The sequence below is a fragment of the Microbispora sp. KK1-11 genome (assembly GCF_006874435.1).
GTDB classification, from domain to species: Bacteria; Actinomycetota; Actinomycetes; order Streptosporangiales; family Streptosporangiaceae; genus Microbispora; species Microbispora catharanthi.
The window spans coordinates 53,174-67,275 of the sequence record NZ_VIRJ01000024.1 but is presented as its reverse complement, the minus strand read 5'-3'; the positions used below and the strand labels follow the sequence as shown (position 1 = coordinate 67,275).

18 protein-coding genes are annotated in these 14,102 nt (G+C 70.3%); 15 read left to right on the top strand and 3 right to left on the bottom strand.

Features of this window, described 5'->3' with window-relative positions; all coding sequences use genetic code 11:
* Positions 1–200 precede the first annotated feature (200 nt).
* Genes FLW16_RS29120 through ccsB form a run of 4 tightly spaced genes read left to right on the top strand, consistent with a single transcriptional unit; the run spans position 201 to position 4,232 of the window.
* Positions 201–818, top strand: a complete 618-nt coding sequence (locus FLW16_RS29120) for a TlpA disulfide reductase family protein (protein ID WP_260615679.1) — start codon at positions 201–203, stop codon at positions 816–818.
* Positions 811–1,542: a cytochrome c biogenesis CcdA family protein gene (locus FLW16_RS29115; protein WP_142563332.1), complete on the top strand. Its 732-nt coding sequence runs from the start codon at positions 811–813 to the stop codon at positions 1,540–1,542. Before FLW16_RS29120 ends, FLW16_RS29115 begins: the two co-directional genes overlap by 8 nt.
* A complete protein-coding gene (locus FLW16_RS29110; RefSeq protein WP_142563331.1) occupies positions 1,542–3,269 on the top strand; it encodes a cytochrome c biogenesis protein ResB in 1,728 nt (575 codons plus the stop codon). Before FLW16_RS29115 ends, FLW16_RS29110 begins: the two co-directional genes overlap by 1 nt.
* A gap of 3 nt (positions 3,270–3,272) precedes the next feature.
* Positions 3,273–4,232, top strand: a complete 960-nt coding sequence (ccsB, locus tag FLW16_RS29105; RefSeq protein WP_142563330.1) for a c-type cytochrome biogenesis protein CcsB — start codon at positions 3,273–3,275, stop codon at positions 4,230–4,232.
* A gap of 61 nt (positions 4,233–4,293) precedes the next feature.
* Here ccsB and FLW16_RS29100 read toward each other — a convergent pair whose 3' ends face one another.
* Positions 4,294–4,599, bottom strand: coding sequence for a PLD nuclease N-terminal domain-containing protein (locus FLW16_RS29100; RefSeq protein ID WP_185949638.1), 306 nt, complete (start codon positions 4,597–4,599; stop codon positions 4,294–4,296).
* Between the two features lie 125 nt (positions 4,600–4,724).
* On the opposite strand from FLW16_RS29100, the gene FLW16_RS29095 reads away from it, so the two are divergent.
* Both FLW16_RS29095 and FLW16_RS29090 read left to right on the top strand, forming a co-directional pair.
* The gene (locus FLW16_RS29095) at positions 4,725–5,723 is read left to right on the top strand and encodes a hypothetical protein (protein WP_260615677.1); all 999 of its coding nucleotides are present in this window, start codon (positions 4,725–4,727) and stop codon (positions 5,721–5,723) included.
* A 9-nt stretch (positions 5,724–5,732) separates the two neighbouring features.
* Entirely contained in the window at positions 5,733–5,969 is a 237-nt protein-coding gene (locus FLW16_RS29090) for a hypothetical protein (protein ID WP_142563328.1), read from the top strand.
* A 113-nt stretch (positions 5,970–6,082) separates the two neighbouring features.
* Here the strand turns inward: FLW16_RS29090 and FLW16_RS29085 are convergent, their stop codons facing one another.
* A complete protein-coding gene (locus FLW16_RS29085; RefSeq protein WP_079315524.1) occupies positions 6,083–6,304 on the bottom strand; it encodes a BldC family transcriptional regulator in 222 nt (73 codons plus the stop codon).
* A 259-nt stretch (positions 6,305–6,563) separates the two neighbouring features.
* Here FLW16_RS29085 and FLW16_RS29080 point away from each other — a divergent pair, with 259 nt between their 5' ends.
* Positions 6,564–6,773 (top strand): DUF4229 domain-containing protein, encoded by a 210-nt coding sequence (locus FLW16_RS29080; RefSeq protein WP_079315523.1) that lies wholly within the window; start codon positions 6,564–6,566, stop codon positions 6,771–6,773.
* Here FLW16_RS29080 and FLW16_RS29075 read toward each other — a convergent pair.
* The gene (locus FLW16_RS29075) at positions 6,770–8,017 is read right to left on the bottom strand and encodes a hypothetical protein (RefSeq protein WP_221891339.1); all 1,248 of its coding nucleotides are present in this window, start codon (positions 8,015–8,017) and stop codon (positions 6,770–6,772) included. The two genes, FLW16_RS29080 and FLW16_RS29075, sit on opposite strands and share 4 nt — an antisense overlap.
* A gap of 101 nt (positions 8,018–8,118) precedes the next feature.
* Here FLW16_RS29075 and FLW16_RS29070 point away from each other — a divergent pair, with 101 nt between their 5' ends.
* The 8 genes from FLW16_RS29070 (at position 8,119) to nuoE (ending at position 14,018) form a co-directional block, all read left to right on the top strand.
* The gene (locus tag FLW16_RS29070; RefSeq protein ID WP_142563327.1) at positions 8,119–8,841 is read left to right on the top strand and encodes a demethylmenaquinone methyltransferase; all 723 of its coding nucleotides are present in this window, start codon (positions 8,119–8,121) and stop codon (positions 8,839–8,841) included.
* Positions 8,842–8,985: 144 nt separating this feature from the next.
* Complete coding sequence (locus FLW16_RS29065; protein ID WP_142563326.1) at positions 8,986–10,257, top strand: geranylgeranyl reductase family protein; 1,272 nt, start codon at positions 8,986–8,988, stop codon at positions 10,255–10,257.
* The gene (locus FLW16_RS43960; RefSeq protein ID WP_185949637.1) at positions 10,254–10,406 is read left to right on the top strand and encodes a hypothetical protein; all 153 of its coding nucleotides are present in this window, start codon (positions 10,254–10,256) and stop codon (positions 10,404–10,406) included. The genes FLW16_RS29065 and FLW16_RS43960 overlap by 4 nt, the downstream gene beginning before the upstream one ends.
* A 2-nt stretch (positions 10,407–10,408) precedes the next feature.
* Positions 10,409–10,768, top strand: coding sequence for an NADH-quinone oxidoreductase subunit A (locus tag FLW16_RS29060; RefSeq protein WP_142563325.1), 360 nt, complete (start codon positions 10,409–10,411; stop codon positions 10,766–10,768).
* Between the two features lie 2 nt (positions 10,769–10,770).
* Complete coding sequence (locus FLW16_RS29055) at positions 10,771–11,322, top strand: NADH-quinone oxidoreductase subunit B family protein (protein ID WP_079315518.1); 552 nt, start codon at positions 10,771–10,773, stop codon at positions 11,320–11,322.
* Positions 11,319–11,984, top strand: a complete 666-nt coding sequence (locus tag FLW16_RS29050) for an NADH-quinone oxidoreductase subunit C (protein ID WP_142563324.1) — start codon at positions 11,319–11,321, stop codon at positions 11,982–11,984. The genes FLW16_RS29055 and FLW16_RS29050 overlap by 4 nt, the downstream gene beginning before the upstream one ends.
* Before the next feature lie 49 nt (positions 11,985–12,033).
* Entirely contained in the window at positions 12,034–13,350 is a 1,317-nt protein-coding gene (locus FLW16_RS29045) for an NADH-quinone oxidoreductase subunit D (protein ID WP_142563323.1), read from the top strand.
* Positions 13,347–14,018: an NADH-quinone oxidoreductase subunit NuoE gene (nuoE, locus tag FLW16_RS29040; RefSeq protein WP_142563322.1), complete on the top strand. Its 672-nt coding sequence runs from the start codon at positions 13,347–13,349 to the stop codon at positions 14,016–14,018. Before FLW16_RS29045 ends, nuoE begins: the two co-directional genes overlap by 4 nt.
* The last annotated feature ends 84 nt before the right edge of the window (positions 14,019–14,102 follow it).

Sequence of the window (14,102 nt, the reverse complement as noted above, 5' to 3'; positions counted from 1 at the left end):
CGGTACGCCGCCCCAGGGTGAGGCCGCGCTGTTCGACAAGGCCGACGAGGCGCTCCCTGAGGCCCTTCGGGCGGGCTCGGAGGACGAGGAGACACCCGGGCCGCGATCCGTCTCCGGCATGTGACCCGGCGAACGGGGCACCCTCATCGGTCGGTAGGCTTACAGCTCTACCGGTTGTAGTACAAGGAGATCCTCCTCCCGTGTCCGCCAAGCGCCTGTCCGCCAACCGCGTGACCGTCAACCGCGCCACCGCCAAGCGCCTGACCGCGCTCGTCGCCGCGGCCGTGGCCGCGACGGCCCTCGCCGGCTGCGCGGGCGGCCAGGCGGCCCAGCCCCGCTCCGGCGACACGCGCTTCGTCGCGGGGGACGGCCGGGTCGAGTTCTTCGCCGCCGCGCAGCGTCACAAGGCGCCCGCGATCGAGGGGCAGACCCTCGACGGCGGCACGGCCTCGCTGACCGCGGGCAAGGTCCACGTGCTGAACTTCTGGGCCTCCTGGTGCGCGCCCTGCCGGGCAGAGGCGCCCACGCTCAAGGACATCGCGGCGACCACCAAGTCCAAGGGCGTGGAGTTCCTCGGCGTCAACTTCAAGGACCTCGAGGCGTCCGCGCAGGCGTACGACCGGGCGGTCAAGCCCGGCTACCCGAGCATCTACGACCAGAGCGGCAAGGTGCTGCTGCAGTTCCAGGGCACGGTGCCGCCCGCAGCCATCCCCTCCACGCTGATCATCGACGCCCAGGGCCGCATCGCCGCCCGCGCGCTCGGCGCGGTCAAGTACGACGACCTGCTGTCGGCCGTCACCAAGGTGACCGATGAGTGACCTCGGCAGCACCGTCGCGACCGGGTCGCTGCTGCTGGCCGCGCCGATCGCGGCGGTCGCCGGGCTCGTGTCGTTCGTCTCGCCGTGCGTGCTGCCGCTGGTCCCCGGCTACCTGTCGTACGTCACGGGCATGAGCGGCGACCCGAAGCGGGGCCGGATGGTGCTCGGGAGCGCGCTCTTCGTGCTCGGGTTCGCGGCCGTGTTCGTGCTGGGGGGCGCGCTGTTCGGCGGCCTCGGCGCGGCGCTGCACGGCAACGCCGACGTGATCACCAGGGTCCTCGGCGTGGTGACGATCGTGCTCGGGCTGGCCTTCGTGGGGATCGTCCCCGGTCTCCAGCGTGACGTGCGCATCCATCGGCTTCCCTCGGCCGGGATCGCGACGGCCCCGCTGCTCGGGGTCGTCTTCGGCCTCGGCTGGACGCCCTGTATCGGCCCGACGCTGGCGGTGGTGATGACGCTCTCGGTGAACCAGGGCAGCGCGCTGCGCGGCGCCGCCCTCGCCTTCGCGTACGCGCTGGGCCTCGGCCTGCCGTTCGTGCTGGCGGGGCTGGCCTACCGCAAGGCGCTCCACACGTTCAAGGCCGTGCGCCGCCACACCCCGCTGATCACCAAGGTCGGCGGCGCGATGCTCGTGGCCGTCGGCGTGCTGCTCGTGACCGGGCAGTGGTCGGAGATCATCGTCCACCTGCAGGTGTGGGTCGGCGGCTTCAGGCCGGTGATCTGATGGGCGCCCCCGACGACCTCGCCTCCGCCGTACGCGACGAGCCCGCGGCCGAGGAGCAGGCACAGGAGCAGGCCGAGCGGCAGGCGCAGGAGCGGACGAAGCCCGTCGGCCTGGGCCCCGTCGGATGGATGCGCTGGACCTGGCGCACGCTCACCTCGATGCGCACGGCCCTGATCCTGCTGTTCCTGTTCGCGCTCGGCTCGGTCCCCGGGTCCATCTACCCGCAGCGGAGCGTCGATCCGGGCAGGGTCGCGCAGTATTTCAAGGACAACCCGACCCAGGCGAAGTGGCTCGACCGGTTCTGGCTGTTCGACGTCTTCAGCTCGCCCTGGTTCGCCGCGATCTACCTGCTGCTGTTCATCTCGCTGGCCGGGTGCGTGTTCCCGCGCGCGCTGACGCACGTCAAGGAGATCCGGCGCCGCCCGCCGGCCGCGCCGCGCAACCTCCTGCGCCTGCCGCACAGCGAGGCGTTCGAGGGCGGGCTCACGCTGGAGCAGGCCGCCGCCACGCTCAGGCGCAGGCGGTTCCGGGTGGTCACCGGCGACGGCTGGGTGTCGGCCGAGAAGGGCTACCTCCGCGAGACGGGCAACCTGCTGTTCCACGTCGCGCTGCTCGTGCTGCTGTTCGCCGTCGGCGCCGGGGGCCTGTTCGGCTACCGCGGCAACGTGCTGGTGGTGGAGGGCGACGGCTTCTCCAACGCCGTGGCCGCATACGACCGCTTCATGCCCGGCAGCCGGGTCACCGCCGAGTCGCTCGAGCCGTTCTCCTTCACCCTGAAGGACTTCCAGGCCAGCTACGTCGCCGCGGGGGAGAAGCAGGGCCAGCCGCTCGACTACCTCGCCAAGCTGACCGTGCAGGACTCGCCGACGGCCGCGCCGCGCGAGGTGGACCTCAAGGTCAACGACCCGCTGGACGTGAACGGCACGCTGACCTACCTGATCGGGCACGGCTACGCCCCCACGTTCCGGGTGACCGACGGCAAGGGCCAGGTGGCCTACGACGGCCCGGTGCCGTGCCTGGCCGACGACCAGGCCACGTACACGTCCGAGTGCGTGATCAAGGTGCCGGACGCCCAGCCGACCCAGCTCGGATTCCTGGCGCGCTTCCTGCCCACCACCGTGCCGAACGGCGACGCCTGGGTCTCGATCTTCCCGGGGGCCGCGAACCCGACCGTGCAGGTCTTCCCGTTCGCCGGCGACCTCGGCCTGAAGTCGGGGCAGCCGCAGTCGGTGTACCAGCTCGACACCACGAACCTGAAGCCGCTCGGCAAGATGTCGGCGCAGCCGACCCCGCTCAACGTGGGCGGGACCAAGGAGCTCGCCGACGGCGCGGGGAAGATCCAGTTCACCGGCGTCAAGGAGTGGATCAGCCTCCAGATCACCTACGACCCGGGCCGGGAGCCCGCCCTGCTGGCCGCGGCCGCCGCGGTGATCGGGCTCGTGCTGTCCCTCACGGTCCGCCGCCGCCGCGTTTGGGTGCGGGTGAAGGACGGGACGGTCACGGTGGGAGGATTGACCCGCACCGAAGGCGGCGGCGCGGCCTTCGCCGAGGAGTTCACCCAGATCGTCACCGCCCTGCGCGGCGACCCGCCCGCGGGTGACCAGGACGGCGATCAGGGTGGCGATCGGGGCGGCGGCGAGCCGGACGAGCCCGGGAGGACCGGGCACGTCGCGCCGGACGCGCCCACCGGAAACGCTGCGCCGGGCGCCCGCCCGGACGAGGAGTGAGTGATGCCCGCCGAGGTCAATGAGAGTCTCGCCACGCTGAGCGACCAGCTCATCCTGGCCACCGTCCTGCTGTATCTCGCCGCGATGATCTGCTACGCGCTGGATCTCGCCTTCGGCCGGGCTCGCACGGTCGTGGCCGTACGCCGGCGGCAGCTGGTCGGCGCGGGCGGTCCCGCGCTGCCGGAGGACACGACCGGGGACACGACGGAGGATTCAGGCCCGCAGCCTGCCGCGTGGGCGGTCCGGGCGGGGACGATCGGCGTGGTCCTCACCTGGATCGCGTGGGCCGGCAACCTCGGCGGCATCCTCACCCGCGGCATCGCCGTCGACCGGTGGCCGTGGGCCAACATGTACGAGTTCGTGGTGGCCATCTGCTTCGCCGCCGTCACCGCGTTCCTCGCGCTGCTGATCCGCCAGCCGATCCGTTTCCTCGGCGCGTTCGTGACCGTGACCGCGGCGCTCGGGCTGGGCTTCGCCGTGCTGTTCCTGCACGTCCAGGCGGGCCCGGTGATGCCCGCCCTGCACTCGTACTGGATCGCGATCCACGTCACGGCGGCGATCGTGGCCAGCGGGCTGTTCATCCTGGCGGGCGTCTGCGCGATCCTCTACCTGATCCGCAAGGACGGACGGCCGTCGGTGCTGCCGAGCAGGGAGAGCCTGGAGCGCGTCGCGCACCGCGCGATCGTCATCTCCTTCCCGATCTGGACCTTCGCCGTCATCGCCGGCGCCCTGTGGGCCGACCGGGCGTGGGGCCGCTACTGGGGCTGGGACCCCAAGGAGGTCTGGGCGTTCGTCACGTGGGTGGTCTACGCCGCCTATCTCCACGCCCGGGCGACGGCCGGATGGCGCGGAAAGGCCGCGATGATCGTGTCGCTGGTCGCCTTCGCCTGCCTGCTGTTCAACCTCGTCGGCGTCAACATCTTCTTCTCGGGACTGCACTCCTACGCCGACGTGCCCCGGTAAGACGGGCGGCACCTGGGGGACAGGGGCGCCTGGTGAGGGATGGGCGGCGTCGGAGGGGGGATCAGTCCTCGTCGCGCAGGCGCCGCTCCAGGCTGCGCAGGAACTCGGGGTCGTCGTCGGGGCCGCGGGGCACGTCGGCGCTCTGGACGAAGCGGCCGCCGCCGCCCGCCGCGTACATGGCGTGCCGGGCACGGGGGCGGCCCACGAGGAGCCAGGTCAGCGCGCCCACGTCCGCCAGGAAGATCACGATGAGGACCCACATGAACTTGGGGAGATTGCGCACATCCTCCTCGGGGGTCGTGATCACGTCGAACAGGCAGTAAAGCCAGAGGGCAAGCAGCGCCAGGCCGATAATCACGCTAGGCATGCCCACACGGTAAGCCATACCGGCGACTGATCGTGTCGGCCTTCGGGGTGACGGAGGCAGCCCGGCATCGTACGGTGGACCGGTACACGGCATGCCGGGAACGCGGAGCCTGACAGAGGGGTGCGATGGCGGAGCCGGGCGACAGGGGCCGCCACCGGCGGGGGTCGCGGTGGTGGCAGCGAGGGCCCTACTGGTCCTCCCACCGCCGTAGCGACCTCCCCGAACGCCCTCCCGATCGTGCCATCGACCGTGTTTCCGACCGGGCCGCCGACCGTACGGCGGAGCGGACCCAGGACCGGCCCGCGGAACGGCCACAGGGCCGTCGCGCACAGTGGGATGCGCAACAGTGGGATGCGCAGTGGGGCGCCGACTGGACCGGATGGCCGCCGGAGCAGCCGGTGGACCGGGTCCACACCGTGACGGCGCCCGTGGCGGACGACCGGCCGCACTACACGTGGCAGGACTTCGAGCTCGACGACCTCCCGACGCGGGCCGCGCCCCACCCTCCCGACGCGCCCGACCTGCGGGACGGCAGACGGCACTGCGGGCCGCTGGAGCGCATCCTGCACCGCGAGTGGGACGCCGCGGAAGGGCCGCCCTCCGCCGACGCCGTACGGGCGGTGGACAGCCTGGCGAGCCTGCCCGAGCAGCTCAAGACCAAGCTCGCCATCGGGCTCGAAGGCATCTACGTCGGGCATGGCGGGGTGCCCGACCTGGACGACATGGGCTACCTGCGCGGGGCGCCGCTGCCGTCGGGACGGGCCACCTGGGACATCTGCGCCGGCGCGTACGGCGACCGCAAGATCGTGGTGGGGGACCGGCCGTCGCCCACGCCCGACGTGATGATGCACGAAGTCGGACACGCGCTGGACGACGTGGACGCCGGTCCGGGAGAGTGGGTCTCGGACTCTCCCGAGTTCGCGGCGCTCTACGAGGAGTGCCTGCCGCTGTTCGCGTCGTCGTTCCACCGGCAGCCCGGCGGCCTGGGATGCAAGGAGTTCTTCGCCGACGCGTTCGCGGCGATCGCGTCCCGGCAGCGTCCGGCCCTGGTCGACATGCTGGGCGGCGACACGCGGGCCGCCCTCAACGTCATGCTCTTCTTCAACCGGCGTTACGGAATCTAGGTGATTCGGATGTACGTGATCCGGCTCGGCGACGGCACGCTGCGCGTGCCCAGGTCACTCACCACGGACGACGGGCGCCTGATCGGCAACGCGTACGTGGAGGTCGCGCCCGGCGAGCCCGACTACGAACGCTGGCTGGCCGAGTCGGTCACCGAGGAGGAGGACGCCGAGCGGCGGCGCCGCTGGCGTGAGGGCGACGACGCGCTGGAGCAGGCGTTCTTGGCCTTCAAGGCGGAGCAGGACTGACGTTCCCGGCAAGGGAGCAGGACAGGCCGGGACGCAGACTCGAACATGGTGCTGACTCCGGTGACCCTGCGGCGTCCGGGTAGCGCGCAGGATCACCCGGTGCTGGTACTGCGTCAGACTCGCGGGGAGTCGCCGTTCGGCCGTTCGGCCGTGAGGACGTCCTCACCGCGAAGGAGGGCGTGCACTTCCGATTCACGGAACCGCCTGTGCCCCCCGGGGGTACGGATGCTGCTGATACGCCCGGCCGCGGCCCAACGGGTCACGGTCTTCGGGTCGACCCTGAAGAGAGCGGCAACCTCTCCAGGAGTCAGCAGTCGCTCGCTGCTACTCTCCACAATCTCTCCCCCTCGCGTCCCGCGTCCTGCAGCGGGCGGACAGGTAACCAGTGTGCCGAGCGAAGCCTGATTTATCCGTGGTTTTCGCAGAAGATCACGGGTTGTTACCGGCTCAGTGCCCGATTGTTATATGATAGAGCCTCTTTGGGGCGCTCATGGGTGTTTCTTTACAAAAGCGCCTTGTTGTGAACACTAGCAGTGCCCGCAGCAGATGCGAAGAGAGACCGGCGCGTCGGGAGAGTGACGTAACCTCGACGCTGTGCATCCGGTTGTCGTTTACACCCTTTCGCGCCTCGGTCTGTTCGCCGTGGCCCTCGGCGTCCTGTATCTCGTCGGCCTGCGGTCGTTCCCGCTTCTCCTGCTCGCGGTCCTGGTCAGCGGCCTGGCCAGCTACGTACTGCTGACCAAACAGCGCGACGCGGTGAGCGAGCGCATCGCCGGGAAACGGCGTGAGGCGGGGAAGAACTAGGTCGTCGGGAACATGCCGACGCGGGCATGGTACTCATGCCCGAGCTCCGTCGTGTCGCTTCCCACCAAAAGACCTGTCTTTACGGTCAGGAAGGCCTTTACCCCGATTCCCCTTTCCCGCGTGGGGTTCCAGCGCAACGCCCTGCCCGTGACCGGGTCGATCGCCCCGATGCCGGGCCGGCGGACCGCTCCGGGACCGGCCGTGTCGGCGCCCCGCGGGTTGTCCAGCCAGCGCTGGTGTCCGCCCACGTAGACGGCGGACCCCGTGACCGCGACCGCGTACAGGGAGTCGCCTCCGGTCAGGTTCACCCAGGTCGGACGGACCGCATCGCCCTTCGCGTACGTCTCGAACCTGGCGGCGGAGTCGCACAGCTTGGACGTGCGCGGCGCCGGCCCGCCGGTCGTGACGACCACGAAGTAGCGACCGTCGGGGGACAGGTCGAGCCCCCGCACGTACGACGGGAAGTCCGGCTTGCACGCCGGGGCGTACGCCTCGGTGCGCCAGTCGGCCACCCGCCCGGTCGTCAGGTCGATCACACCGAGCTGCGGGCGGCGCAGGCCGTCGAGCGTGGAGAACGAGCCGTCCACGACTAAGCGGTCGCGGACGGCCGCCATCGCGTAGATCCGCGGATCGCCGCGCCGCCCGTCGCCGGGCGTGACGGTGAACCGGGGGTCCACCGCGCCGGTCTCGGCGTCCACGCGGGCCAGCGCGGTGCGCGGGCTGCGGCCGATCCTGCTGAAGTCGCCGCCGACGTAGAGCGCGCCGCCCAGCCGGACCAGGCTGGTGACCTCCCCGCCGTAGACGGGGGCGGAGAAATCGTCGACGGGAGCGCCGTCGGACACGCGGAGGCGGGCCAGGCCCCGATAGGGAGCGCCGAACGCGCCGCCCACGTAGACCGTGCCGCCGGGACCGGCGGCCAGCGCGGCCACCGGCCCGTCGAGGTCCGGCGCGAAGTCGCGCAGGACGCGCCCGGTGTAGAGGTCGAAGGCGAAGACGTTCGCCCGCGGCAGGTCCTCCCCGCCCCGGGCCTCGCGGACCGCGCTGAACTCGCCGCCCACGACGACGGTGCGGCCGACCAGCGCGAACGCGGTGACGATGCCGTCCAGCACGTGCGGAGTGGTGTTCACCGGGTTCTCCGAGACCACGCGGGGCTGCGGCATCCCGGCGGACGCCGGGACGGCGGGGATGACGGCGGCGCATGTGACGAGCGATGCGACTGGGATCAGTGCGGTGGTGACGCGCATTCCCCAATTTCTAGCAGACGCTGCGTAATCGATGAACTACGTTCCGCTCATCCGGTGGCGGCGGTGAGGGGGCACGCCCGTCGCGGCCTAGGCTTGCGTGCATGACGCGCGCATCGCTGGACAAGCAGCCGCACGAGGTCGCCGCGATGTTCGATCGCACGGCCCGGCGCTACGACCTGGTCAACGACGTCCTCTCGCTCGGCCAGGACCGCCTGTGGCGCAAGGCCACCGCGGCGGCGATCGACGCGGGGCCCGGCGAGCTGGTCCTCGACCTCGCCGCGGGCACCGGCACCTCGACCGACGCGTTCACCGAGTTCGGGGCCCGGGCGATCGCGTGCGACTTCTCACTCGGCATGCTCCGCACCGGCGTCGAGCGGCGCGGCGGCTCCGGCCTGTACGGCGGGGGCGTGCGCGGGGTGACGTTCGTCGCGGGCGACGCGCTGCGCCTGCCGTTCCGCGACGGGACGTTCGACGCGGTGACGATCTCCTTCGGCCTGCGCAACGTGGCCGACACCGGGCAGGCGCTGCGCGAGTTGCTGCGGGTGACCCGTTCGGGCGGGAAGCTGGTGATCTGCGAGTTCTCCCGGCCGACGCCGAAGTCGTTCGACCTCGTCTACTCGCAGTACCTGATGAAGCTGCTGCCGCCGGTGGCCCGGATGGTCAGCTCGAACCCCGACTCCTACGAGTACCTCGCCGAGTCGATCCGGGCCTGGCCCGACCAGGAGGCGCTGGCGGGGATCATCCAGGAGGCCGGCTGGCGGAAGGTGGCCTGGCGCAACCTCACACTCGGCATCGTGGCCCTGCACCGGGCGGTCAAAGCGTGATGAGACGTGCTTGGCCATACCCCTCTGACACTGCGCGCCGGATAGGGGTTAGACTGCGGCGCGACAGTTTGTGAAGTTGTTCACAAAGGCACGAAGGTCTAAACCAATTCGAGGCCTTCCTTCCCTGGAACGGATAGGTCCCCCGTGAGCGAGCAAGCCCGCGTGACGCGGAGAGAGGTCGACGCCGACGTCATCGTCGTCGGTGCGGGTCCCGCGGGTGCGACGACGGCCTTCCACCTCGCGCGCGCCGGTCTCGACGTGCTGCTGCTGGAGAAGACGCGCTTCCCACGCGAGAAGGTCTGCGGTGACGGGCTGACCCCGCGCGCGGTGAAGGAACTCGTCGCCATGGGCGTCGACATCGACGCGCCCGGCTGGATCAGGAACAAGGGGCTGCGCGTCTACGGCGGCGGCGTGCGCCTCGAACTCGACTGGCCCGAGCTGTCGAGCTACCCCGACTTCGGTCTCGTGCGCACGCGCGCCGACTTCGACCAGATCCTCGCCAGGCACGCCGAGCGCGCGGGCGTCCGGCTGCGCGAGGGCGTGAACGTTACAGGCCCGGTGCTCGACGAGCGCAGCGGTCACGTCGTGGGCGTGACGGCCAAGGCGGACGGCGAGGAGGTGTCCTACCGCTCGCGGCTCGTGGTGGCGGCCGACGGCAACTCGACCCGGCTGTCGCTCGCGATGGGCCTGCACAAGCGCGAGGACCGCCCGATGGGCGTGGCGGTGCGCACCTACTACAAGAGCCCCCGGCACGACGACGACTACCTGGAGACGTGGCTCGAACTGTGGGACGGCGACCGCCTGCTCCCCGGCTACGGCTGGATCTTCCCCGTCGGCGACGGCACCTCCAACGTCGGCCTCGGCCTGCTGAACACCAGCGAGGCGTTCAAGAACATCGACTACCGCGACCTGCTGCGGCGCTGGATGAAGAACACGCCGCCGGAGTGGGGCTTCACCGAAGAGAACATGACGGGCCCGATCAGGGGCGCCGCGCTGCCGATGGGCTTCAACCGGCAGCCGCACTACACCCGCGGGCTGGTTCTCGTGGGAGACGCGGGCGGGTCGATCAACCCGTTCAACGGCGAGGGCATCGCGTACGCCATGGAGACCGGCAGGACCGCGGCCGAGGTGATCGTCCAGGCGCTGTCCCGGCCGACGCCCGCCCAGCGTGAGCGCGTGTTACTCGCCTACCCGCGTATCCTCAAAGACGCCCATGGGGGATACTTCACCATCGGCCGCCTGTTCGTCGAGGCGATCGGGAGGCCGGGAGTGATGAGCTTCGCCACCCGGCACGGGATGCCCCATCCCACCCTGATGAGATTCGCCTTCAAGCTGCTCGCTAATCTCACAGACCGGCGGGGCGACGTCTCCGACCGCATAATCAACGCCCTGTCGAAGGTGGCTCCGCCATCATGACCGAAGCCAGCATGACGCGAACCCGTATGACCGAAGCCCGCGAGACGACGCGCACATCGCCGCCGGCCCCGCAGACGGCCGTCCGGTCGGCCGCGCTCTCCGGCATTCTCGTGATCGCCCAAATTCACCGAGTAAGCGAGGACATGTAGCCATGGAGCTGTATGTGCCGATCGTGGTGCTCGCGGTCCTCGCGGCGGGATTCGCCGTGTTCTCCGTGAGCATCGCGCCCTTCACCGGGCCGAAGCGCTGGAACCGCGCCAAACTGGACGCTTACGAGTGCGGCATCGAGCCCACTCCGCAGCCGGTCGGCGGCGGCCGCTTCCCGCTGAAGTACATGATCACCGCGATGCTGTTCATCGTGTTCGACATTGAGATCATCTTCCTCTATCCGTGGGCGGTGGCCTTCGACAAACTCGGCGTGTTCGGGCTCGTCGAGATGATGCTGTTCATCGTCACCGTTCTCGTGGCGTACGCCTATGTCTGGCGGCGTCGCGGCCTCGATTGGGATTAGCCATGGGTCTTGAAGAGAAACTCCCGAGCGGGTTCGTCCTCACCACCGTCGAGCAGGTGGCCGGCTGGGCCCGGAAGAACTCCGTCTGGCCTGCGACCTTCGGTCTCGCCTGCTGCGCCATCGAGCTGATGGCCACCGGCGGCCCGAAGCACGACCTGGCCCGCTTCGGCATGGAGCGCGCCTCCGCGTCCCCGCGGCAGGCCGACCTGATGATCGTGGCCGGCCGGCTGTCGCAGAAGATGGCGCCCGTCCTCCGCCAGATCTACGACCAGATGGCCGAGCCCAAGTGGGTCATCGCGATGGGCGTGTGCGCGTCCAGCGGCGGCATGTTCAACAACTACGCCATCGTTCAGGGCGTGGACCACGTGGTGCCGGTCGACATCTACCTGCCCGGCTGCCCGCCGCGCCCGGAGATGCTGATCGACGCCATCGTGAAGCTGCACGACAAGATTCAGAACATGAAGTTCGGCGCGCACCGCGAGAAGCAGATCGAAGAGCTGGAGCTCCAGGCGCTGCGCACGCTGCCGCTGATCGACCAGGGGGCCGGGAAGTGACCACCGAGAACCTGCCCGGGCTGCCCGAGGAGCCCGTCGCCCGCAAGGGCATGTTCGGCGTCAAGGACAGCGGCGACACCTCCGGCTACAACCGCCTGGTCGTCCGCCGGCCGCCGAAGCTGTCCAGCAGCCGGCCGTACGGGTCGTACTTCGACGAGGTGGCCGACGCGCTGGAGCCGGCGTTCGCCGACGCCATCGAGCGTGTGGTCGTCGACCGCGGCGAGATCACCTTCCACGTGCGGCGCGAGCGGCTGCCCGAGGTGATGCAGCACCTGCGCGACGACGCCGCGCTGCGGTTCGAGCTGTCGCTCGGCGTCTCGGGCGTCCACTACCCCGAGGAGACCGGCGCGGAGCTGCGCGCCGTCTACCACCTGTGCTCCATCACGCACAACCGGCGCATCCGGGTGGAGGTCTCCGCCCCCGACGCCGACCCGCACATCCCCTCCACGGTTCAGGTCTACCCCACGCACGACTGGCATGAGCGCGAGACGTACGACTTCTTCGGAATCGTCTTCGACGGCCACCCGGCGCTGACCCGGATCGAGATGCCGGACGACTGGGAGGGGCACCCGCAGCGCAAGGACTACCCGCTCGGCGGAATCCCGGTCGAGTACCGCGGCGCCGAGGTCCCCGCGCCGGACCGGAGGAGGTCGTACTCGTGAGCATCCGCGGCGACCTGCACGAGTGGACGAGGGCAGCGAGGAGAGCGTCGTGAGCACCACCGAGACCGAGGGCCGGATCTACGACGTCGCCGGTCAGGACTGGGACGAGCTGGTCAAGACCGTCAGCGAGTCGGCCGACGAGCGCCTGGTCGTCAACATGGGCCCGCAGCACCCGTCGACCCACGGCGTGCTCCGGCTCGTGCTGACCCTCGACGGCGAGACCGTGACCGAGGCCCGCACGGTGATCGGCTACCTGCACACCGGCATCGAGAAGAACATGGAGTTTCGGACGTGGACCCAGGGGGTCACGTTCGTCACCCGCATGGACTACCTCGCGCCGATCTTCAACGAGACCGCCTACTGCATGGGCGTCGAGAAGCTTCTCGGGATCACCGACAGGATCCCGGACCGGGCGCAGGCCATCCGGGTCCTGACGATGGAGCTCACCCGGATCTCCTCGCACCTGGTCGCGATCGCGACGTTCGGCATGGAGCTGGGCGCGACCACGCCGATGCTGTTCGGCTTCCGCGAGCGCGAGATGGTGCTCGACCTGATGGAGTACATCACCGGTCTGCGGATGAACATGGCGTACGTCCGGCCGGGCGGCGTCAGCGTCGACCTGCCGGCCGGCGCGGTCGACAAGATCGGTGAGTTCCTCAAGATCATGCCGGGGCGGATCAAGGAGATGCGCAAGCTCCTCGACGCGAACCCGGTCTACACCCGGCGCACCAAGGACGTGGCCTACCTCGACCTGACCGGCTGCATGGCGCTGGGCGTCACCGGCCCCATGCTGCGCGCCGCCGGCCTGCCGTGGGACCTGCGCAAGTCGCAGCCCTACTGCGGCTACGAGACGTACGAGTTCGAGGTGCCGACGCAGAACACTTGCGACGTGTACGGCCGCTACCTCGTCCGCGTGGCCGAGATGGAGGAGTCCCTCAAGATCATCGAGCAGGCGCTCGACCGGCTGTCCGGTCCGCTCAAGGGCGGCCCGGTGATGATCGAGGACAAGAAGATCGGCTGGCCGTCGCAGCTCGCGCTCGGCCCCGACGGTCTCGGAAACTCGCCCGACCACATCGCCCACATCATGGGCAGCTCCATGGAGGCCCTGATCCACCACTTCAAGCTGGTGACCGAGGGCTTCCGGGTGCCGGCCGGGCAGGCGTACGCCTCGGTCGAGTCGCCGCGCGGCGAGCTCGGCGCGCACGTGGTCAGCGACGGCGGCACCCGGCCCTACCGGGTCCACTTCCGCGACCCGTCGTTCACGAACCTGCAGGCGGTGCCCGCGACGTGCGAGGGCGGCATGGTCGCCGACGTCATCTCCGCGGTCGCCTCGATCGACCCGGTCATGGGAGGTGTGGACCGATGAGTTACGGGCCCGAGGTCCGCGAGCGTCTGGAGACGGACGCCAAGGAGATCATCGGCCGCTACCCCCGGCCGCGTTCGGCGCTGCTGCCGCTGCTGCACCTCGTGCAGTCGGAGGACGGCTACATCTCCGACGACGGCCAGGAGTTCTGCGCCGAGATGCTGGGCCTGTCCAAGGCCGAGGTCGTCGGCGTCGCGACCTTCTACACCATGTACAAGCGCAAGCCGGCCGGCGAGTACAACGTCGGCGTCTGCATCAACGCGCTGTGCGCGGTCATGGGCGGCGACCAGATCTGGGAAGAGCTCAGCGAGCACGTGGGCGTCGGCCACGACGAGACCACCGCGGACGGCAAGATCACGCTGGAGCGGCTGGAGTGCAACGCCGCCTGCGACTTCGCGCCGGTCATGATGGTCAACTGGGAGTTCTTCGACAACCAGACCCCGGAGTCGGCCAAGCAGCTCGTCGACGACCTGCGCGCGGGCACGGAGGTCTCGCCCACCCGCGGCCCGCGCCGGCTGTGCACGTTCAAGGAGGCGTCCCGGGTCCTCGCCGGGCTGCCCGACGGCCTGGCCGGTGACGGCCCGTCGGCCGCCGGCCCGTCGCTGGAGGGCCTGAAGGTCGCCAAGGCCAACGGCTGGGAGGCCCCCAAGGCCGAGGGGAGCGCGGAATGACCACGCGGAGAGAACCCGGCGCAGTGAGCAGAGCGGTCCGCGAGGTACGAGCGGCCCGCGTAGCGAACGAGGAGCGGTGAACGA